Raw genomic sequence first — 17,894 nt, 5'->3', positions numbered from 1 at the left:
AAGTTCAGGCATTTTGATCGCTTGAGGTTCGCAATAATCTGTTACAATCTCACGGAATATTTTTAATGGATTGATTTCTTTCGCGCCTCTGTTTGTTCTTGGACTCTCTTCTGCGACGGTTGCAACCACATCGACTCCAGATATTTTGAATGGCCTTGATCCGTTCAAAACTCAGAAATCTGAGACGCGAAGCCTTCTTGGACAGCGTCAAAACAATGTTTTTCAGGCTTTCCAGTCATTGTCCAACAAGCAATCCATAATCACATTGTTCGATCAGCATTGTTTGCAGGCGTCTGCTGTTGCTGAGATTGATTCTGTTTCGCTCCCAACAGCTGCATGGTCTATCGAGAGCTCTAATGAGGCATCCGTTTCTCGTGCTCAACTCTGTTCGTTTGCATCGTTCGCTGATTATCTCAATGAGTTGTCCCTGAAGGCCTATTCTCTGCCTACTTCAGGCGTTTTTACTTCGGGTTTTGGGCCACGTTGGTCGCGGCATCATTCGGGCATTGATATTGCTAATCACCTTGGAACAGCGATTAAGGCCTCACGGCGTGGAGAGGTGGTGTTCGCAGATTACCTCGGTGCTTATGGATTGATGATTGAAATTCAGCACCCTGATGGGTACAAGACGCGTTATGCGCATTGCAATGAAATTCTTGTTCAAGTTGGTGACAATGTTAGTCGGGGTGATCTGATCGCCCGGATGGGTAATACAGGTCGTAGTACAGGGCCTCACCTGCATTTCGAAGTTAGATCTCCAGAGAATATCGCTCTCGATCCGGCTGCATTCCTGAATGGAATAAGGGTCAATCAGCAGGTGTGAAGCTTCAGGCTGTGATTCAGTCGATGGTTAATTTGAACTGGATTGATCTGGTTCGTCATAGATATGAATTACATCATCAGAGGGATCCTAGAGATCAAAAGTTTGGTTTTATCGGTTTGATCCTGCCGTAGGCAGTGAAGCTTTCTTCGGTGCGTTGATAATCAGTCTTGATTGATGGCTGCCTGGGCACGAGCTCTTGCTCTGTTCAGGTTCTGTTGGGCTTTCACTTTTTCTGGTGAGGTTGGCTGGCCTTCCATTTTGCTGACGGCGTTGCGTGCAGCCTGTAGTTCGCTTTCAGCAGAACTGCCATCAATGGAGCTTCCCAGCTCAGCGGAGTTCACCAATACGGTGACGTCATCGGCCTCCACTTCGGCGAACCCACCCATCAATGCGATGGATTTCCAGTCTCCATCCGCGCGGACGCGTAAGACTCCGACATCGAGTGCTGCCAGAAGTGAAACGTGGCCGGGAAGAATGCCCAGCTGTCCAGTAGTGCTCGGGAGGATCACCTCATCAGCAGAGCCATCGAACACGCTCTGGTCTGGTGCCAGCACGCGGAGGGTAAGAGACATGGATATGGAGTGTTTGGGTTAAAAGCGTGGGAGCAAAGTCAAAGGGACAGGAGCATGAATGTCATGCCCCTGATGCCATCACTTGGCTTCTTCGGCCATCTTCGCGGCCTTTGCCTTGACTTCGTCGATGTTGCCAACGAGGTAGAAGGCCTGTTCGGGGAGGTGATCCAGTTCTCCAGCAAGAATCTGGTTGAAACCACTGATGGTTTCTTCAAGCTTGACGTATTTGCCAGACATGCCGGTGAAGATCTCAGCCACGAAGAAAGGCTGAGAGAGGAACTTCTCGATCTTGCGGGCACGGTCAACGGTGCGACGATCGTCTTCGGAGAGTTCGTCGAGACCGAGAATCGCGATGATGTCTTGAAGTTCCTTGTAACGCTGAAGTGTGGACTGAACAGTGCGAGCTGTGCGGTAGTGCTCGTCACCCACAACAGCCGGCTGAAGCATGGTGCTGGTGGAGTCGAGAGGATCTACTGCTGGGTAAATTCCCTTGGATGCGAGTCCTCGGTTAAGAACCGTCGTGGCATCGAGGTGAGCAAAGGTCGTCGCGGGAGCCGGGTCAGTCAGGTCATCAGCAGGGACATAGACAGCCTGAATCGAAGTGATGGATCCTTCGAGAGTGGAGGTGATCCGCTCTTGAAGTTCACCCACATCAGTTCCGAGGGTCGGCTGGTAACCCACAGCTGATGGCATACGTCCGAGAAGCGCGGACACCTCTGAGCCTGCCTGAACGAAACGGAAAATGTTGTCGATGAACAGCAGCACGTCCTGCTTGTTCACGTCACGAAAGTGCTCGGCCATCGTGAGTGCTGAGAGGCCAACCCGCATGCGAGCACCGGGGGGCTCGTTCATCTGGCCGTAGCAGAGAGCCACCTTTGACTTGGATAGGTCATCAGCGTTGATCACGCCTGAATCTTTGAATTCCTCGTAGAGGTCGTTGCCCTCACGGGTGCGTTCGCCCACACCACCGAACACGGAAACTCCGCCGTGTTCCTTAGCGATGTTGTTGATCAACTCCTGGATCAGCACGGTCTTGCCAACACCGGCACCACCGAACAGACCGACTTTCCCGCCTTGGCGATAGGGAGCCAGGAGGTCGATCACTTTGATGCCGGTCTCAAAGACTTTCGGCTTTGTTTCCAATTCAGTCAGCTTGGGTGCTGAACGGTGGATCGGGGCTGTCGCATCGGATTTGACGGGTCCCTGTTCATCGACAGGCTCGCCGAGCACATTGAAGATGCGACCAAGAGTTCCTTCGCCAACGGGCACTGAGATCGGCGCACCGGTGTCGAGGGCTTGCATGCCACGGACAAGGCCGTCAGTGGCACTCATTGCGACGGCGCGAACTCGGTGATCGCCCAACAGCTGTTGAACTTCAGCGGTGAGGGCGACCGCCTGCCCGGCGGTGTTGGTGCCTTCAATGCGGAGAGCGTTGAGAATTTTGGGCAGCTTGCCGGCGGGGAATTCCACGTCCAGAACCGGGCCAATCACCTGGCGGACAACGCCCTTGGTACCGGCGGAGGCGGGAGCAGCAGCGGCCATAAGTAAGGGGGTGTTAGAGGGAAGCGACTAAAGCAATCCGCTACTGAGCGGGGCAACGATACCACCGTCGCGAGGGACGGGCGAGTGGTTCGGTCACCCGCACGCTTGCCCTGTGGCCGAAGTGCAGAACCCGGTCATAGGTTGGCACTCGACGACCTTGAGTGCCAGCTCGAGTCGCAACGGCGCTTCGGCGCACTGTCCCTGCTCCTGCAAGAACCCATGGCAGCTGTTTCTCTCAGCGTCTCCACTGTTAAACCCCTCGGCGATCGCGTTTTCGTCAAGGTCTCAGAATCCGAGGAGAAAACCTCCGGTGGCATCCTGCTTCCCGACACCGCCAAGGAAAAGCCTCAGGTGGGCGAAGTTGTTCAGGTTGGCCCTGGCAAGCACAACGACGACGGTTCACGCCAATCTCCTGAAGTCGGCGTTGGTGACAAGGTCCTGTACAGCAAGTATGCAGGCACCGATATCAAGCTCGGAAGCGATGAGTTTGTGCTCCTTTCCGAGAAGGACATCCTCGCCATCGTCAACTGACCAGCTTCTGACTGCACCGTGCCTAAGACAGGTCGGTAGTCACCCATCTATTTCTCCTATCAATTTTTGCCCCCATGGCCAAGCGCATCATTTACAACGAGAACGCACGACGCGCTCTTGAAAAGGGCATCGACATCCTGGCCGAGTCCGTTGCGGTGACTCTCGGCCCCAAGGGTCGCAATGTTGTACTCGAAAAGAAATTTGGTGCTCCTCAGATCATCAATGACGGCGTCACGATCGCCAAAGAAATCGAACTCGAGGACCATATTGAGAACACAGGGGTTGCTCTGATTCGTCAGGCCGCATCCAAAACCAATGACGCAGCTGGTGACGGCACGACGACTGCGACTGTTTTGGCTCATGCCATGGTCAAGGCCGGCCTGCGCAACGTTGCCGCTGGTGCCAATGCCATCACTCTGAAGAAAGGCATCGACAAAGCGTCCGATTTTCTGGTCGAAAAGATCAAGGAAAACGCCAAGCCAATCGCTGACAGCAACGCCATCGCTCAGGTGGGAACTATCTCTGCTGGTAACGACGAGGAAGTGGGTCGGATGATCGCCGATGCCATGGACAAAGTTGGTAAGGAAGGCGTGATTTCCTTGGAGGAAGGCAAGTCGATGACCACCGAGCTGGAGGTCACCGAGGGTATGCGTTTTGACAAGGGGTATATCTCTCCCTATTTCGCCACTGATACGGAACGCATGGAGGCCGTCCTCGACGAGCCTTACATTTTGCTCACCGATAAAAAGATCGGCCTTGTGCAGGATCTTGTGCCAGTGCTCGAGCAAATTGCCCGCACCGGCAAGCCTCTGCTGATCATCGCTGAGGACATTGAGAAAGAAGCCCTTGCCACCCTCGTTGTCAATCGTCTGCGTGGTGTTCTGAATGTGGCTGCCGTTAAGGCCCCTGGTTTCGGTGATCGCCGTAAAGCCATGTTGGAAGACATGGCTGTGCTGACTAATGGTCAGCTGATCACGGAAGACGCTGGTCTGAAGCTTGAGAACGCCAAGATCGAGATGCTGGGCACGGCTCGTCGCGTGACCATCAATAAGGATTCCACCACCGTCGTGGCTGAAGGCAACGACGGTGCCGTGAAAGCACGCTGTGAGCAGATCCGTAAGCAGATGGACGAAACCGAGTCCACCTACGACAAGGAAAAGCTTCAGGAGCGACTTGCCAAGCTCGCCGGTGGCGTTGCCGTGGTGAAAGTGGGTGCTGCTACTGAAACCGAGATGAAGGACAAGAAGCTTCGTCTTGAGGATGCCATCAACGCGACTAAGGCTGCTGTTGAAGAGGGCATCGTTCCTGGTGGCGGCACCACGCTGGCTCACCTGGCTCCTACCCTCGAGCAGTGGGCCTCGACCAGCCTCCAAGGTGAAGAGCTGATCGGAGCTAACATTGTGGCTGCCGCTCTGACTGCACCGCTGATGCGCATCGCGGAGAACGCAGGTGTCAACGGGGCTGTTGTGGCTGAAAATGTGAAGGCCAAGTCCTTCAATGACGGCTACAACGCTGCTAATGGTGACTACGTCGACATGCTGGCTGCAGGCATTGTTGATCCCGCCAAAGTGACACGTTCTGGTCTTCAGAACGCCGCTTCAATTGCTGGCATGGTGCTGACCACAGAATGCATCGTTGCCGATATGCCCGAGAAAAAGGATGCCGCACCAGCCGGTGGTGGCATGGGTGGTGGTGACTTCGACTACTGAGTCTCAGCCCCTCAAGCAAAACCGCCTCGGCGGTCAATTAAGCCCCGCGTTTGCGGGGCTTTTTTTGTTCGGCTCAGGATTGGAATTCAGGAGGGAGTTTCAGCAGGTTCTTGACGTCATCATCATGCTGATCCATTGGTTTGGGCATTGGCCCTCCTCAGGCGTTGAGAAACTGAGCGTTCAAGTGACTCAGGACAGGGAGAGTGAGGGCTCGGGGCTCTTACGTCCAGCGCTGTGTTCTGGATGCCAGCCAGCTCCGTCGAATGTTCGTAGTGAACAGTTTTTGGTGCAGGCGTTCTGAAATCGTATCGAGGGTTACAGAAAGTACGTGTTTAAGCCCCGTCTGAGGCGATTCCTGATCGCCCTGCTGGTGGTCCCAGCGTTTCAACTGCTGAGCTCTGCCCTTCTTCCTGCTTATGCGGAAGATGCTGCCCTTTCAGCAGCTGACAACACCCTGATTCTCACTTCGGCGGCACTTGTGCTGTTGATGACCCCTGGACTGGCGTTTTTCTACGGAGGATTCGTTCAGGCTCGCAACGTGCTCAACACGATGGCGATGAGCTTCGTGATGATGGGCATTGCCACGCTCGTGTGGGTCAGCTTTGGATTCAGTCTTGCCTTTTCCAACGGTGGAGCTCTGAATGCCGTCATTGGCAATCCTTTCTCCTACGCCATGTTGGAGAACATTCCCGATATTTGGGATGGTCTGGCGATACCAGGCCTCAGCTTCGCTCTCTTTCAGGGCATGTTCGCAATCATCACTCCGGCTCTGATTTCAGGAGCCTTGGTGGAAAGGATCAGTTTTCGATTCTGGTGCGTGTTCACCCCTGTGTGGCTGTTGGTGGTTTATGCCCCTCTCGCTCATATGGTCTGGGGAGGTGGTTGCCTTGGCAAAGACCTTGATTTCGCTGGTGGCACGGTGGTGCACATCAGCTCTGGTGTTTCTGCTCTCGTGCTTGCTGGCCTTGTTGGGTGGCGCAAGCAGTGGCCCAATGCGGTGCGCCCCCCACATGATGTGACTCAGATCTTGCTTGGCACAGGTCTGCTCTGGTTCGGTTGGTTTGGCTTCAATGGTGGTAGTCAGCTGAGTGTCAGTGGTGCTGAGCTCCCCTTCACGACCACGCATATTTCTGCCGCAACAGGCTTGGTTGCTTGGGCATTGATTGAAACCTGGAGAGATGGCAAGCCAACGGCCGTGGGCATGGCAACCGGCGCGGTGGCTGGTTTGGTTGGCATTACCCCAGCTGCTGGTTTTGTGAGGCCAGGGGCTGGTATGGCGATTGGAGCGATCACAGCCTTGATTTGTTATCTCTCCGTGCAGGTCAAGGTGTCGCTCCGTTTTGATGATTCGCTTGACACTTTTGCCGTCCATGGCGTGGGCGGTACGGTCGGCGCGATTCTGACCGGTGTCTTCGCTAGCACTGAGTTGATCGCCACTCACCCCGCAGCGCAGGTTTTTGCTGAGAAGGGCAGGGTTGGCTTGATCGCTGATCAGTTTCAGGTTGTTCTCGTCGCTTACGGATTAGCTGCGCTTGGCACTCTTGTCATTGCTGGAATCTTGCGTGGCTGTGGTTTGCCATTTCGTGTGCCAAACGACGCTGAAGATCTGGGGGTCGATGTTTCTGAACATGGTGAGGAGGCTTACGCCGAGCGAGTTGGTTCACCTCAATTTCATTAATTTCCGAGTTGTTGAAAGAACAAAGCCTGGACCCTTGGGCCCAGGCTTTTGCAAGATTTGTGGGGTGTGAGATTTAACTCAGCCAACCAGCGCTGAGAATCACTGCCAGCGTTAAAAAGATGGCCAGCGTGATCCAGGTGATGCGGTTGAGGGTCGCCTCTGCGCTGCTAGAGCTTGTAAACGATGTACTGCCACTAGCTGCCAGTCCCCCCATGCCATCACCCTTGGGGCTATGCAGAAGCACAAATAGGATCAATAAAAGGCCGCTGCCGATCCAGATCCAGGAGAGAACGGTAGTAATCATGGGCTGATCTTATGTCCGAGCCGATCAGACCGGTTGTGGCAGGCGAGCGGTCGAGGGCACTGGTGTCTCGATCGGTTCGATCAGGGTGCTGCCAGTCATGGCCTCGGGTTTCTCGATGTCTAGCAGCTGCAGAAGAGTGGGTGCGATGTCAGCCAGACCTCCGTTGTCTCGAAGACGGATCGCATTGCCCATGCCATGCAGCTTGCGGCGTTCTCCCTCGATGAGAATTAATGGAACAGGATTGGTGGTGTGGGCCGTCCAGGCTTGGCCATCGTCGCCTTGCATCCGCTCGGCGTTGCCATGGTCTGCAGTGATGATCATCGTGCCTCCCATGCGTCCCACTGCATTCAGCAGTCGTCCGACACAATGGTCAACCGTCTGGATTGCCTCAGTTGCGGCTTCCATGACGCCGGTGTGCCCCACCATGTCTGGATTGGCGTAGTTGATCACCACCAGGGAATAGATGCCCTTCTGGATGGCTTCGATGCAGCTCACGGTGAGGGTTTCGGCGTTCATGGCCGGGGCCTGGTCATAGGTGGCCACACGGGGCGAGGGCACCAGATGACGGTCTTCTCCTTCAAGCGGTTGCTCAACACCACCATTCATGAAATAGGTGACATGGGGGTATTTTTCGGTCTCCGCTGTTCTGTACTGACGCAGTCCGCGAGCTGCGACCACCTGACCCAGCAGGTCATCGAGTGACTCGGGCGGGAATGCAACCTCCACGGGGAGGCCAGCCTCATACTGCGTGAACGTGACCACATCCAGCTGAGGCTGATGGGCTCGCTCGAAATCAGAGAAATCTGCTCTGGCTAGGCACTGAATGATCTGGCGAGCCCTGTCAGGTCGGAAGTTGAACATCAGCAACGCATCGCCATCGTTCAGATGGGTCGCTCGCAGACGCGTGGGTTCCACGAATTCATCGGTAATGCCACTGTCGTAACTCGCTTGCAGTGCTTCAGCTGCTGACAACTGACTCACCGCAACCTCAGGGGAGGTGAGCAGTTCATGGGCGCGGGTCGTGCGCTCCCAGCGCCGGTCGCGGTCCATGGCCCAGTACCGGCCACACAGGCTGGCGACTTCACCTAAACCACTGGCCTCGATGGCAGCTTCAACTTGCTTCAGATAGGTCGGCGCACTCTGGGTGGGTGTGTCACGTCCGTCGGTGATCGCGTGGATCGCAACATGTTTTAGGCCTTCGTCGGCGGCCCAGTGCAGCAGTCCGCAGAGGTGATCTACATGGCTGTGCACTCCACCGTCCGAGCAGAGGCCCAGCAGGTGAAGCGTGCCGTTGCTTGCACGCAGACGTTCGGCTAACTCACCCAGTTTCGGGATGGCTCTCAACTTGTTGTCGCGCACCGTGTCGCCGATGCGCACGAGTTCCTGGCGGATGATCCTGCCCGCCCCAATGGTGAGATGCCCGACCTCAGAATTACCCATTTGTCCATCAGGCAATCCCACATGGGAGCCGCTCGCCTGGATCAGTGTCTGCGGATAGGCGTGACGCAGCGCATCCATGACGGGAGTGTCTGCGGCTCGGATGGCGTTGTACTCGGTGTCGGAACGCTCGCCCCACCCATCCAGGATCGCCAGAACAACGGGAGCAATGGCTGGCTCCCTGTTTGGTCGTCCTGAATGGCGATCGGCAACGTTCACTCAGCTCTATCCCTTCTTAAGGCCTTCTCTAGATTCACAAGTTACCCCCGGATCCCTCCCGTAGTGAACTCCTGCGCTGACGATGGTCAGCTTTTGCGGATCTGCAGGTGATATCCGACATACACTCACCTACCCCACTGCATCGGTCATGGTGACGTCTGGGAACAGTGATCGGATCGAGATCCTTTCCGCCGAGGACGTCGGCAGAACACTGTCGCGTCTGGCTTCTCAGGTTCTTGAATGTGTTGGAGAGGTGAAGGAGTTACTCCTGCTGGGAATACCCACTCGTGGAGTTCATTTGTCAGCAGTGTTGGCGCGCTTTCTCCAAGAGCAGAGCGGCCAGACGATCGCTCAGGGCACGCTAGATCCGACCTTCCATCGCGATGATCTCGAGCGTGTGGCGATGAGGCCTGTGCAGGCGACCGAGCTGCCGGTGAGTGTCGAAGGACGTGATGTGCTGTTGGTTGATGATGTGATTTTCACAGGCCGCACCGTGCGTGCTGCTCTGGAAGCGATTCAGGCCTGGGGTCGGCCTCGCAGGGTGATGCTGTTGGTGATGGTGGATCGCGGTCATCGAGAACTGCCGATTCAGCCTGATTTCTGTGGTCGATCTGTGCCCACGCGGCGGACCGAAACCATCGAGCTCAGGCTGCTGGATGTGGATGGTGAAGAAGGCGTCTTTCTGAGGAGTGATCAGGAGGGGAACTGAATCTCCTCCCCGTCGTCGGTTTCACCGATTCTTTGCTTTGCAGAGACTCTCGGGTCCTTCCTCGACCAGAACGCCACCCAGATCAGCACATCCGGCGACAAAGGCACTCCATGGATCCATGCCGCTGGATAGTCGCTCTTCCACCGCTGTATTGAGACGTTCAGGATCGACGGTGTGAGCGGGTAAGGCGCCATGACTGTGGTGCTCTTGCCGATCACGCAGATTCTGAATGGCTTCCTCCACCTGTCTGCGCAGAGGTAGGGCATGGGTTTGCCACCATGGGTGGTCCAGTTGATTGAGAACGCTCAGTGCTTCCCACCATTGCTGTCGATGCACTTTGTCTTTCAGTCGTTCGTGATCGACCTTGTTTCGGTTCCAGGTCTCGCGCAGGCTGTCGCTGAGTTGTGTTCCTGGTCTTTGGCCTTTTTGTTCAAGGGGCCTGAGGGTGGTGAGCGCCTGTTCGAGATCTCCCGCTCGGAACTGATCTAGTGCCCGCTCGCGCAGTGTCTGGCGCCAACTGAGCAATCTCGAGCGGTCACTGCGTTTCTGCTCTGCACTGCCCACATTCGAATTCACGAGCTGTGCCTGCAGGTTGATTGCTTGGCTGCTGTCGCCCGCCTGCCAGCTCAGCTCAGCCTGGCGACGCCGGCAGACGGCCTGTTCACTGGGTGCTTCTCGGTCGAGCCACCGCAGTGCTGCCAGCTGTTCGCTATATCGCAGACATGCCTCAAGATCTCCCTGTGAAGAGGCTTCACGTAGGCGACTCGGCAACTGCTGTTCCCACCAGTACGCGTAACCACAGAGGGATATGACACCACCCAGTGTGGCGATCAACCAAAAACTCGGGAGATGGCGACGCAGCGCCACGGATGGTTAGGGCAAGACGCTTCTCTTTCTATGGATGTTGCCGCTAACACACACGTCCTTGTGGACGGCGCGATCACCGCACGGCCCCCAGTGGTCTGGGTTCAAGGCTTTCGCCAGTCCGCAGATCCTCTCCCTCCAGGATCAGTTCCGCCTGATCATTGAGATGGAAACGCAGTTTCAAGCAGTCTTCCCCAGGTTGTCCAGGAGGGTCTAAGGGGAGCTCACAGGCGGTATCTGGCCGCCTTGTCACGTCATCCCATCCATCGTTTTTTTCAATGACACGGGGCAGGCCATTGACCATCACCACTTCATGTCTCGTCTCCCCCCTGGACTCTCCAAGCACCAGCTCGAGCGACTGCTGGTTTGGCCCACTGGCGCTCAAAATCAGTTCCAGTGGCTTGCTAGAGGGCCAGGGCTGACCCGGCAAAAAGAGGGGATGCCAGTGATGGGAGTTGCTGCGCTGGTTCCAGCAGCGCAGTGAGATTCCACGTTGCAGAAGGTCTTGCATGCGAACTCCAGGAGTGAGGCTCAAGGCGCCGCAAGCCACTGCCTCCATCGGCGGAGGTGTGAGCAGTGGTGTGGGAGAAAGCTTCTCGGAGAGCCAATCGCGCAGCTGCGGTAGGTGGGCTCCTCCTCCGACCATCACCACAGCATCAAGCTTTTCGGCTGGACAGCCGTTGAGTTCCGCATCGCGCAAGGTCTTGCTGAGCAGTCCTTCAAGGGCATCAAATAGCCCGCGCTCTTGTAGCAGTCGACTGAACTTGTGTCGATCCATCGACAGGGTGCTCGGTGCGCCGACATCCAGGCCATTGGCTGTTTCCGTGAGGCTCTCCCGATTCGGGATATTGGGATCGCTGAGGCGACATTTCAGGCGTTCCGCCGCATTCAGCAGAGCCATCAGCCCATTCCCTTCTTCCGGTAGGCCCCCGGGACAGAGCTCATCGAGAATCCAGCGATCAAGATCCCTGCCACCCAAGTTGATCCCGGCTTTCCCAAGAACCTTGGCCTGACGCAGCGTTTGACGGCTGTTGGTGAGGTCTTGGCCGCGGAAGCGAAGCAGCTGGGCTACGGGTGCCGCACGACCCTCGCCGCCTTCGAGTGCCACTAAGGACAGATCCAAAGTTCCGCCGCCAAGGTCGACCACTAAAAGCTTGGATCCTGCTTCCAGGCCAGCCCCCAGTGCAGCTGCTGTTGGCTCGTCAACCAGAGCGATCTCTGCCACCTGCATCGGTTCGCAGGCTCTGAGAAGCCAGTCTCGATATCCGGAGCCCTGATCCACTGGGGCTGTCAGCACGAGTCGCTGGATCCTGAGTTCAGGGGGTAGCCGCTTCCAGATTTCAGTCAGAAGCCGCGCACCGGCCTGCTCAGGGCTGAGCCGCCTTTCGGCAGTCTGCGGATCGGAAGTCATGCCAATCCAACGCTTGAAGTCGCGATGCAGCTGAGGGGCATCGCATTCGTGTAAGCCGTTGTCCAGCACTTCAAGCCCCACTAGAGCGGAACCTGAGGTCGCATCCTCCGCCCAGATCAGCGATGGAATCGCTCCCGTCTCTCGGGTGATCGGAGGCAGATCGAGCAGATCCACTTCAGATCGCTCAGCAGACTGAAATGCCACCACCGTGGTGGTGCTTCCAAGGTCGATCGCCAGGGTGCCGACGTTGTAAGACGCGCCGGAAAGATGAAGGTTTTGTTCGGCAGCGAGGGGTTGAACCACCGCTATGGGCAGGTTGGAGACAGGTCGAGGCTACGGGGAGCAACGATGGATCGCTTAATACGGTTGGTATTTTCCTTTTATCGGGAAGATCCGCAGATCGAATCAGAGCTGGAACCGCTTCGGGACTGCAGGATGTCGCGCAGTTGGGGCAGTATCCGCATTGAGTGTGTGGATGCACAGCACCTTGAGGAGGTCAGTGCACTGCTCAGTCATTTGCGCAGACCGCTGGTGGCGATGGGGCTTGGTCGTCAGATCGTTTTGAGGGTTCCTGGGCGTCCGCAACGCAGCTATCCCATGCATGTTCCTTTCCACAGTGATCTGCTCACTTAGAATTAGGGATTAATGGGTTGTTGGCATGCTCTCTGCCGGAGTCGATCATCAAGATCTCGCTAAGCGAGGTGAAAGCTTGATCCGTCAGTCCAGCAATCGTTATCTGACGACTGTGCGCATTGCTTTCCGTGCCAAGCAGCGTCGCTTCGACGATTTCGATGGCCTGCTTGAAGAGTCCAGCGTGAAGCCTGTCCAGCGCGCGATCGTTGAACTGAGCGACGAACAGGACCAGCCTGATTTGCTTCCTGGATGATTCAACAGGAGGGGCCTGGCTGGAGATTGTCCAGGGATCCGTCCCGCCCTCTGTTCTCCGTTCTGATTGGAGGAGAACACTGGGCTTTCGAACTCAAGGAAAGTGAAGCCCGCGAGCTGGCTTTACTGATTGCTGAGCTGACAGATCAACATCGCTGCATTTGCGATCAGCTCATGGCAGAGGAATCCATCACCGTTGAGCTGGAACGTGGCAGTTGGTGGGCTTGCCTTGAAGGTGATCGTTCGCGGTGGTCGCTGCGAGGCATCTGCAGTGGCGATGGCGAGCAGGCTCGCGGCCTGGAGGTTTGCTGGCCTGACCCCGCTGCGCAGGCCATCGCCGAGGCGATGAGAACGCTGTGGGACAGCAGTAATGATCAGAGCAGCTAATGAATCGCTCTTCATTGATTTTCCCCTGACATTCCCCACGATTCAATGGAGGTTTTCCACAGGCTTCGGAGTGATTTGGCTGGTATGGCCGACTTCTGTGGAAAACCTCATTCAGGAGGTCGGTTTTGGTTGACGAATCACGCCGGAGACTCTTTCGCGAGTAGGGGGGAAGATCGCTTGCTGGAAAAGGCTCTGGCGGCTGAGGTCTCATTGTGAGAGTTGATGAGAATCTTTCTGGAGCGGCTGCTTGACTCAGGCCGGTATCTGTGGAGAACTGGTTGTCATCCGAAACGTATGCATGCAGTTGGCCGATCAGTTTCAGCGGGCTCAGGCATCAGCATCAGACCAGCTACAGAAGGCCTCACAGGCTGTCACTGCAACGTCTGCCGTTGAGCAAGAGCCCACTGCTTCGAGTGAATCAACAGTGAGCTTTCATTCCGAGCTTCCTCAGCCCCTGCAACAAGCCATGGTTGCGTTTATCGAGCGCTGTCCAAACTGGGATCAGTACCGCCTCGTTCAGGCTGCTCTGGCCGGATTCCTGATTCAGCACGGAGTGGAGTCCAGAGACATCACCCGCCTTTATGTGGGCAATATGTTCCGCCGAGAATCTTTGACCCAGGGCGTTTGAGTCCGGCAACTTGCCATCAGCATCAAGGCGCTGAATGGAATGCTCAACAGCAGGCCGATGAAAGCCCCCATCAGGCCAATCAGGTTGATGCCGATCAGCAGGCCAAGTAGAGCGAGAACTTTCAAGCGATTGGTTTGAACCAGTCGGCGACTGTGCTCCATCGCTGCAAGTGGACGATGCCCGTGATGGACTAAAAGCGGCAGGGCCAGGGTCTGGCTGAGGGTCCAGAGGATCAGTGCAAGGCCTCCCGCGATCAAAATCAAAGCCGAGAACACACCGCTCTGCCTGGCAATGAGTGCTCCGATGACCCTGATCGTCTGCAAGCCTCCAATCAGGATGATCCCTTCCAGGAGCACGAGCGCAGCTGTTTGTCTGAAGATCCATCGCAGTCGTGGACGTTCCTGTGCAGCATCGATCGGGTGCGCGGTTTGGATGGCAGGGAGGAGCTGATCGGCGAGATGCAGCAAGGCCACGAGCGGTAGAAGAGTCGTGGGAATGGTTGCAACAAAGAGCACATCGCTGATGGTTGACTGCCACCAGCCTTCCCCCTGTTGAAGATCCCTTGAGATCAAACTCAGGCCCGTGACCGTGATCAGCATGAGAGCTGTTAGGCCCACGCACCGCCAGGGAGCTTGGCTGAACCCGATCCAGGCTCTGGGAATGATGGTTGTGAGAGGGAGGCGTTCTGTGAGGCGACGCTCCCGCGCTTCACTGAATTGAGCCAAGTCGCTTGAGGAGATCCTGGGCGATTCGGTCATCCACAGGAAGAATGGACAGTCGATTGCCACGTCGAACGACGGCCAGTTCTTCCGGTTGATAAGACTGACGCAAGTCCTCAAGACTTAAGAGGTCCCGAAATTTGCCTCGATAGGCCAATCGCACGCAGTCCCAGCGTGGTGCCTCCGGTTTCGATGCAGGGTCGTGATATTTCGAGGATGGATCGAATTGTGTGGGGTCGACCAGTCCTGTTTCAAGCACCTCCATCAGTCCGATGATCCCAGGGGGTTTGCAATTGGAGTGATAGAAAAAGGCTTGATCGCCAACAGCCATCGTGCGCATGAAATTACGCGCCTGATAATTGCGAATACCGTCCCAGAGAGTTGTCTGTTCCTCTTCAAGATGATGAATCCCGTAAACATCGGGTTCACTCTTCATCAGCCAGTAGGCCACGCTTTTTACAGAATTTCTCCCAGACTAGGTTGACTGGCTTGCTTCGATCAGCTCACGGAAGTGATTGCCACGAGCTTCAAAATCGGAGTATTGGTCAAAGCTGGCGCATGCCGGAGACAGCAGCAGGCTTGCGGCCTGCTGCTGTCGGGCCAGTTCAAGAGCATGCGGAACTGCGTCATCTAGGCCTTGGTGCGTGACCACGGCGCCGGGGAAGGCAGACGCTTCGATTAATCCACGCAGCTCGTCAGCCCCAGCGCCAAACAGCACAACGGCGCTGCTGCGTTCTTTCAGCAGTTGCAGCCAAACCTCAGCGTTGCCTTGTTTGGTCTGACCGCCTGCGAGCAGTACCGCCGGATTGGGTACGGACTGCAAACCCACAGCAGCTGCGTCGTAGTTGGTGGCCTTGCTGTCGTTGAAAACGGCAATGCCCTGAATGGTTCCGAGCGATTCGAGTCGATGGGGAACCCCATCGAAGCAACGCAATGCTGATTCAATGGTTTCTGGGCGTAATCCAGCTTCGAGAGCCGCTGCAGTGACCAGAAGCATGTTTTGCTGGTTGTGCGCTCCTGGCATGGCGAGAGCGTCGGAGCAGAAGAGTCTTTGCTTTCCCTCGTAGACCCATCCGTCGTCACTCACTCTTAGTCGGGCGGTTGCGGTGTCTGAGTACTCCCGGCCAGTGCTGACCCAGCTCACCCGCTTTTGTCCCCAGCTGCTGTGAGTTCCTCTGATCTCAGGGTCATCACGATTCAGAATCGCCAGCTGGGAACGTTCCAGCAGTCCACGCTTGATCGCTCTGTAGGCGTCTAGCGATCCATGTCGCTCCAGGTGGTCAGGAGTCAGCGTCGTCCAGATGCCGATGCGTGGGGCCACCTTGGTGGCCGCTTCAATCTGGTAGCTGCTCATCTCCATGACCACCCAGTCGGGAACAGGGGTGGAGCCTTCAAGACATCCCAGGGCTAGTTCTGCTGCGGAATACCCCACATTCCCGGCCATGGGAGCCTTCAACCCGCCATGGCTGAGTACGTGGTGGAGCAAATGGGTGACGGTGGTTTTGCCGTTGGTGCCTGTGATGCCAATCCATGGAGATTCCCTCAGGCTCTCCCAGGCCAAAGCCATCTCTCCCCTCACCGGAACCCCATGCGTTCGTAATGCTTCAAGAGTTGGATGCGTCCAAGAAATGCCAGGACTGATCACCACCTGATTGATCTGATTGAGCCAGGGCTCAAAACTGGATATCTCCAAAGGCTGTCCCAACTGGACATCAATGCCTTGCTGCCTCAGGTCCGCTGCTTTTTGCCGGCAAGCATCGTTCTCAGCCTTCTCGAGAATAAGTACTTCTGATCCCAGGGCCTTGAGTAGACGGGCTGCCCCAATCCCAGAACGTCCGAGTCCGACCACGACACTCAGGGTCATGCTGTTCGTTCTCTTCTCACGATGGAAATGGGCGATACTGGAATCGAACCAGTGACCCCTACCGTGTCAAGGTAGTGCTCTACCTCTGAGCTAATCGCCCGCATTTTCACCCTTCAGAGGATCTGCGGTGACGGTTGATCGCTTGCCAACCGGATGCGACTGAAGTTAGCAGCTCACCGGCGAAGCATCTCCACTCTCCAACGATCGCGTTTGGTGATTTCGAGACTCAAGACTTCCACGCTTCCCCTGTCCTGAAGCTGGAGCCGGTCGCCGACTTTCAGGTCACGACTCGCCTGTCGGACTGGTTGCCAGTTGAGCCTCAGCCTTCCATCCCGGATCTGATGAATCACCTTGGAGCGGGACAGTCCGAAACCCGCGGAGGCAATGGCATCAAGGCGGCAGGATGCTTCCACGCTGGTTAGCCGTTTTGGCAGTCTTTGGGCTGGCCACTGCAAGCAGTCGATGGTCACCGCCTCCACGGACAGCGTCACGTCGCGCACGCGTCCATTTAGGCCGTTGAGATGGTTTGCGGCCTCCGGTGTACAAACAGCCTGGGCGCCACGATCGCCCCGAAGCCAGAGATCCCCAAGACCATCAGCGGTCACGCCGAGGTCAATCAGAGCTTGCCGCATGTCTTGAGGCTCAGCCCGGTCGAATAGAAAATTTCCCTCGAGCCTCAATCCTGAGATTGGAGCCGATTGAGGTTGTGCTTCCTGATCACTCCGGCTGAGCTGGAGGCGACAGCGTTCGGTGTCTGGTCTCCCACCGTCGCGAATTACTCGTAGTTCAGTCAGCGACTCGAGGCGGCGTGAGTCTTCCAGTTCCGGGCCGCTAAGAAAGTTGCTCCAACTGGGTTGCCAGGTGCGCAGCACTTCTTCCGCCTGCAGGATCAGGCGATGCATCGCTTCTGGCTCAGCGAGCCCTTCGATCAATAGCCCACGGGGAAGACTCACAGTTCACTCAGGCGAACCACCTGCTGAGGACGAACTTTCTGAACCAGTTGCCAGGGCAGTTCAAGACCTGCTTGGGTTTCCAGCAACAGCAACCAAAACTGCTCGTTGTGCCTGTTGCGCAAAATGCGAACCCCATCTTCGTTTTCGGAGGGAACGCTTGCTGCCGCGGCGTAGCTTCCCATTAATCCAGACCCCAGTCCGAGCAGGCCGCCGATGAGCGCTTCTCCGACAGCACCAAAGCGCGCGAAGGTCTCGAGCGTGGTGATTTGGGTGAAAGTCAACCCTGCCATGAAGCCAAAGGGCATCAGCCAGCGAGACATAGAACGCTGGCGGCGGCTGCGGGCCATGTTCGGATTGAGCAGATCGACAGCGTCGATCTGCTCTGCTTTGAGGCGACCACTTTCAGCAGCTCCAGACTGCTCAGGAGCCACCAACACAACGCGCACGAGCGGTGTTCCGGACTTCTCAAGGTTTTGGACCAGAGTCTCGGCGGCGGCGCGTTCTTGGAGCACCAGGACGCAGGCGGGCATAAGTGGATCGGTGCGGACTGCCATTCTCCATGGAGGTCCAGAACTTCAGCGTCAAGATTGGGTTCGGAGCAGGTCAATCTCCCTGCTCATCAGCGATGTTCGGACCGATCTCTAAACTTCTAAATGGCT

The 17,894-nt window shown here is 56.5% G+C and carries 20 protein-coding genes and 1 tRNA gene; 9 read left to right on the top strand and 12 right to left on the bottom strand.

Annotated elements, in window-relative coordinates:
- Nucleotides 1–70 precede the first annotated feature (70 nt).
- On the top strand, nt 71–823 hold the full coding sequence (locus tag SynBIOSU31_RS11685) for a M23 family metallopeptidase (protein ID WP_255477218.1): 753 nt from the start codon (nt 71–73) through the stop codon (nt 821–823).
- Nucleotides 824–984: 161 nt separating this feature from the next.
- On the opposite strand, the gene atpC is transcribed toward SynBIOSU31_RS11685, so the two are convergent.
- Together atpC and atpD are read right to left on the bottom strand one after the other, a co-directional pair.
- Nucleotides 985–1,395, bottom strand: coding sequence for an ATP synthase F1 subunit epsilon (gene atpC, locus SynBIOSU31_RS11680; RefSeq protein WP_186490246.1), 411 nt, complete (start codon nt 1,393–1,395; stop codon nt 985–987).
- 78 nt (nt 1,396–1,473) lie between these two features.
- Nucleotides 1,474–2,937 (bottom strand): F0F1 ATP synthase subunit beta, encoded by a 1,464-nt coding sequence (gene atpD, locus SynBIOSU31_RS11675; RefSeq protein ID WP_186490244.1) that lies wholly within the window; start codon nt 2,935–2,937, stop codon nt 1,474–1,476.
- A gap of 219 nt (nt 2,938–3,156) precedes the next feature.
- On the opposite strand from atpD, the gene groES reads away from it, so the two are divergent.
- The 3 genes from groES to SynBIOSU31_RS11660 all read left to right on the top strand — a co-directional run bounded on the left by groES (nt 3,157) and on the right by SynBIOSU31_RS11660 (nt 6,855).
- On the top strand, nt 3,157–3,468 hold the full coding sequence (groES, locus tag SynBIOSU31_RS11670; RefSeq protein WP_186493020.1) for a co-chaperone GroES: 312 nt from the start codon (nt 3,157–3,159) through the stop codon (nt 3,466–3,468).
- Between the two features lie 74 nt (nt 3,469–3,542).
- Nucleotides 3,543–5,177, top strand: coding sequence for a chaperonin GroEL (gene groL, locus SynBIOSU31_RS11665; protein WP_186490242.1), 1,635 nt, complete (start codon nt 3,543–3,545; stop codon nt 5,175–5,177).
- A gap of 328 nt (nt 5,178–5,505) precedes the next feature.
- Nucleotides 5,506–6,855, top strand: a complete 1,350-nt coding sequence (locus SynBIOSU31_RS11660; protein ID WP_186490240.1) for an ammonium transporter — start codon at nt 5,506–5,508, stop codon at nt 6,853–6,855.
- Nucleotides 6,856–6,928: 73 nt separating this feature from the next.
- Here the strand turns inward: SynBIOSU31_RS11660 and secG are convergent, their stop codons facing one another.
- Entirely contained in the window at nt 6,929–7,159 is a 231-nt protein-coding gene (gene secG / locus SynBIOSU31_RS11655) for a preprotein translocase subunit SecG (protein WP_186490238.1), read from the bottom strand.
- Between the two features lie 24 nt (nt 7,160–7,183).
- On the bottom strand, nt 7,184–8,815 hold the full coding sequence (gene gpmI, locus SynBIOSU31_RS11650; RefSeq protein ID WP_186490236.1) for a 2,3-bisphosphoglycerate-independent phosphoglycerate mutase: 1,632 nt from the start codon (nt 8,813–8,815) through the stop codon (nt 7,184–7,186).
- Between the two features lie 148 nt (nt 8,816–8,963).
- Here gpmI and pyrR point away from each other — a divergent pair, with 148 nt between their 5' ends.
- Nucleotides 8,964–9,524 carry a bifunctional pyr operon transcriptional regulator/uracil phosphoribosyltransferase PyrR gene (gene pyrR, locus SynBIOSU31_RS11645; RefSeq protein ID WP_186490234.1) on the top strand — a complete coding sequence of 187 codons (561 nt, stop codon included), beginning with the start codon at nt 8,964–8,966 and terminating at the stop codon, nt 9,522–9,524.
- 21 nt (nt 9,525–9,545) lie between these two features.
- Here the strand turns inward: pyrR and SynBIOSU31_RS11640 are convergent, their stop codons facing one another.
- Both SynBIOSU31_RS11640 and SynBIOSU31_RS11635 read right to left on the bottom strand, forming a co-directional pair.
- Nucleotides 9,546–10,391, bottom strand: a complete 846-nt coding sequence (locus tag SynBIOSU31_RS11640; RefSeq protein ID WP_186490232.1) for a hypothetical protein — start codon at nt 10,389–10,391, stop codon at nt 9,546–9,548.
- A gap of 73 nt (nt 10,392–10,464) precedes the next feature.
- Entirely contained in the window at nt 10,465–12,108 is a 1,644-nt protein-coding gene (locus tag SynBIOSU31_RS11635) for an Hsp70 family protein (protein ID WP_186493019.1), read from the bottom strand.
- 39 nt (nt 12,109–12,147) lie between these two features.
- Between SynBIOSU31_RS11635 and SynBIOSU31_RS11630 the strand changes: the two genes are divergently transcribed.
- From SynBIOSU31_RS11630 to SynBIOSU31_RS11615, 4 genes are all read left to right on the top strand, one after another.
- A complete protein-coding gene (locus tag SynBIOSU31_RS11630) occupies nt 12,148–12,432 on the top strand; it encodes a hypothetical protein (protein WP_186490230.1) in 285 nt (94 codons plus the stop codon).
- Between the two features lie 25 nt (nt 12,433–12,457).
- Nucleotides 12,458–12,685, top strand: coding sequence for a DNA-directed RNA polymerase subunit omega (locus tag SynBIOSU31_RS11625; RefSeq protein WP_067095871.1), 228 nt, complete (start codon nt 12,458–12,460; stop codon nt 12,683–12,685).
- Nucleotides 12,682–13,071, top strand: a complete 390-nt coding sequence (locus SynBIOSU31_RS11620) for a DUF1818 family protein (protein WP_186490229.1) — start codon at nt 12,682–12,684, stop codon at nt 13,069–13,071. The genes SynBIOSU31_RS11625 and SynBIOSU31_RS11620 overlap by 4 nt, the downstream gene beginning before the upstream one ends.
- Before the next feature lie 298 nt (nt 13,072–13,369).
- Nucleotides 13,370–13,699, top strand: coding sequence for a DUF2811 domain-containing protein (locus tag SynBIOSU31_RS11615; protein ID WP_186493017.1), 330 nt, complete (start codon nt 13,370–13,372; stop codon nt 13,697–13,699).
- Here the strand turns inward: SynBIOSU31_RS11615 and SynBIOSU31_RS11610 are convergent.
- The 6 genes from SynBIOSU31_RS11610 to SynBIOSU31_RS11585 all read right to left on the bottom strand — a co-directional run bounded on the left by SynBIOSU31_RS11610 (nt 13,651) and on the right by SynBIOSU31_RS11585 (nt 17,765).
- Nucleotides 13,651–14,457: a hypothetical protein gene (locus tag SynBIOSU31_RS11610; RefSeq protein WP_255477217.1), complete on the bottom strand. Its 807-nt coding sequence runs from the start codon at nt 14,455–14,457 to the stop codon at nt 13,651–13,653. The two genes, SynBIOSU31_RS11615 and SynBIOSU31_RS11610, sit on opposite strands and share 49 nt — an antisense overlap.
- Nucleotides 14,408–14,869 (bottom strand): EVE domain-containing protein, encoded by a 462-nt coding sequence (locus tag SynBIOSU31_RS11605; RefSeq protein WP_255477216.1) that lies wholly within the window; start codon nt 14,867–14,869, stop codon nt 14,408–14,410. The genes SynBIOSU31_RS11610 and SynBIOSU31_RS11605 overlap by 50 nt, the downstream gene beginning before the upstream one ends.
- 24 nt (nt 14,870–14,893) lie before the next feature.
- Complete coding sequence (murD, locus tag SynBIOSU31_RS11600; protein ID WP_186490227.1) at nt 14,894–16,282, bottom strand: UDP-N-acetylmuramoyl-L-alanine--D-glutamate ligase; 1,389 nt, start codon at nt 16,280–16,282, stop codon at nt 14,894–14,896.
- Nucleotides 16,283–16,310: 28 nt separating this feature from the next.
- Nucleotides 16,311–16,382, bottom strand: a tRNA-Val gene (locus SynBIOSU31_RS11595).
- 73 nt (nt 16,383–16,455) lie between these two features.
- Nucleotides 16,456–17,235, bottom strand: coding sequence for a photosystem II S4 domain protein (locus SynBIOSU31_RS11590; RefSeq protein WP_186490225.1), 780 nt, complete (start codon nt 17,233–17,235; stop codon nt 16,456–16,458).
- Nucleotides 17,232–17,765 carry a hypothetical protein gene (locus SynBIOSU31_RS11585; protein ID WP_186493015.1) on the bottom strand — a complete coding sequence of 178 codons (534 nt, stop codon included), beginning with the start codon at nt 17,763–17,765 and terminating at the stop codon, nt 17,232–17,234. Before SynBIOSU31_RS11585 ends, SynBIOSU31_RS11590 begins: the two co-directional genes overlap by 4 nt.
- Between the last annotated feature and the right edge of the window lie 129 nt (nt 17,766–17,894).

Origin of the sequence: Synechococcus sp. BIOS-U3-1, from assembly GCF_014279975.1 — a bacterium.
GTDB lineage: Bacteria > Cyanobacteriota > Cyanobacteriia > PCC-6307 > Cyanobiaceae > Synechococcus_C.
This window is presented reverse-complemented; position numbering and strand designations above follow the sequence as displayed.

What these genes read in the sequence shown, in the direction of transcription:
- atpC (WP_186490246.1), bottom strand. Translation starts at nt 1,395, where the DNA reads ATGTCTCTTACCCTCCGCGTGCTGGCACCAGACCAGAGCGTGTTCGAT.
- atpD (WP_186490244.1), bottom strand. Translation starts at nt 2,937, where the DNA reads ATGGCCGCTGCTGCTCCCGCCTCCGCCGGTACCAAGGGCGTTGTCCGC.
- groES (WP_186493020.1), top strand. Translation starts at nt 3,157, where the DNA reads ATGGCAGCTGTTTCTCTCAGCGTCTCCACTGTTAAACCCCTCGGCGAT.
- groL (WP_186490242.1), top strand. Translation starts at nt 3,543, where the DNA reads ATGGCCAAGCGCATCATTTACAACGAGAACGCACGACGCGCTCTTGAA.
- secG (WP_186490238.1), bottom strand. Translation starts at nt 7,159, where the DNA reads ATGATTACTACCGTTCTCTCCTGGATCTGGATCGGCAGCGGCCTTTTA.
- pyrR (WP_186490234.1), top strand. Translation starts at nt 8,964, where the DNA reads ATGGTGACGTCTGGGAACAGTGATCGGATCGAGATCCTTTCCGCCGAG.
- SynBIOSU31_RS11630 (WP_186490230.1), top strand. Translation starts at nt 12,148, where the DNA reads ATGGATCGCTTAATACGGTTGGTATTTTCCTTTTATCGGGAAGATCCG.
- SynBIOSU31_RS11625 (WP_067095871.1), top strand. Translation starts at nt 12,458, where the DNA reads ATGCTCTCTGCCGGAGTCGATCATCAAGATCTCGCTAAGCGAGGTGAA.
- SynBIOSU31_RS11620 (WP_186490229.1), top strand. Translation starts at nt 12,682, where the DNA reads ATGATTCAACAGGAGGGGCCTGGCTGGAGATTGTCCAGGGATCCGTCC.
- SynBIOSU31_RS11615 (WP_186493017.1), top strand. Translation starts at nt 13,370, where the DNA reads ATGCAGTTGGCCGATCAGTTTCAGCGGGCTCAGGCATCAGCATCAGAC.
- SynBIOSU31_RS11610 (WP_255477217.1), bottom strand. Translation starts at nt 14,457, where the DNA reads ATGACCGAATCGCCCAGGATCTCCTCAAGCGACTTGGCTCAATTCAGT.
- murD (WP_186490227.1), bottom strand. Translation starts at nt 16,282, where the DNA reads ATGACCCTGAGTGTCGTGGTCGGACTCGGACGTTCTGGGATTGGGGCA.
- SynBIOSU31_RS11585 (WP_186493015.1), bottom strand. Translation starts at nt 17,765, where the DNA reads ATGCCCGCCTGCGTCCTGGTGCTCCAAGAACGCGCCGCCGCCGAGACT.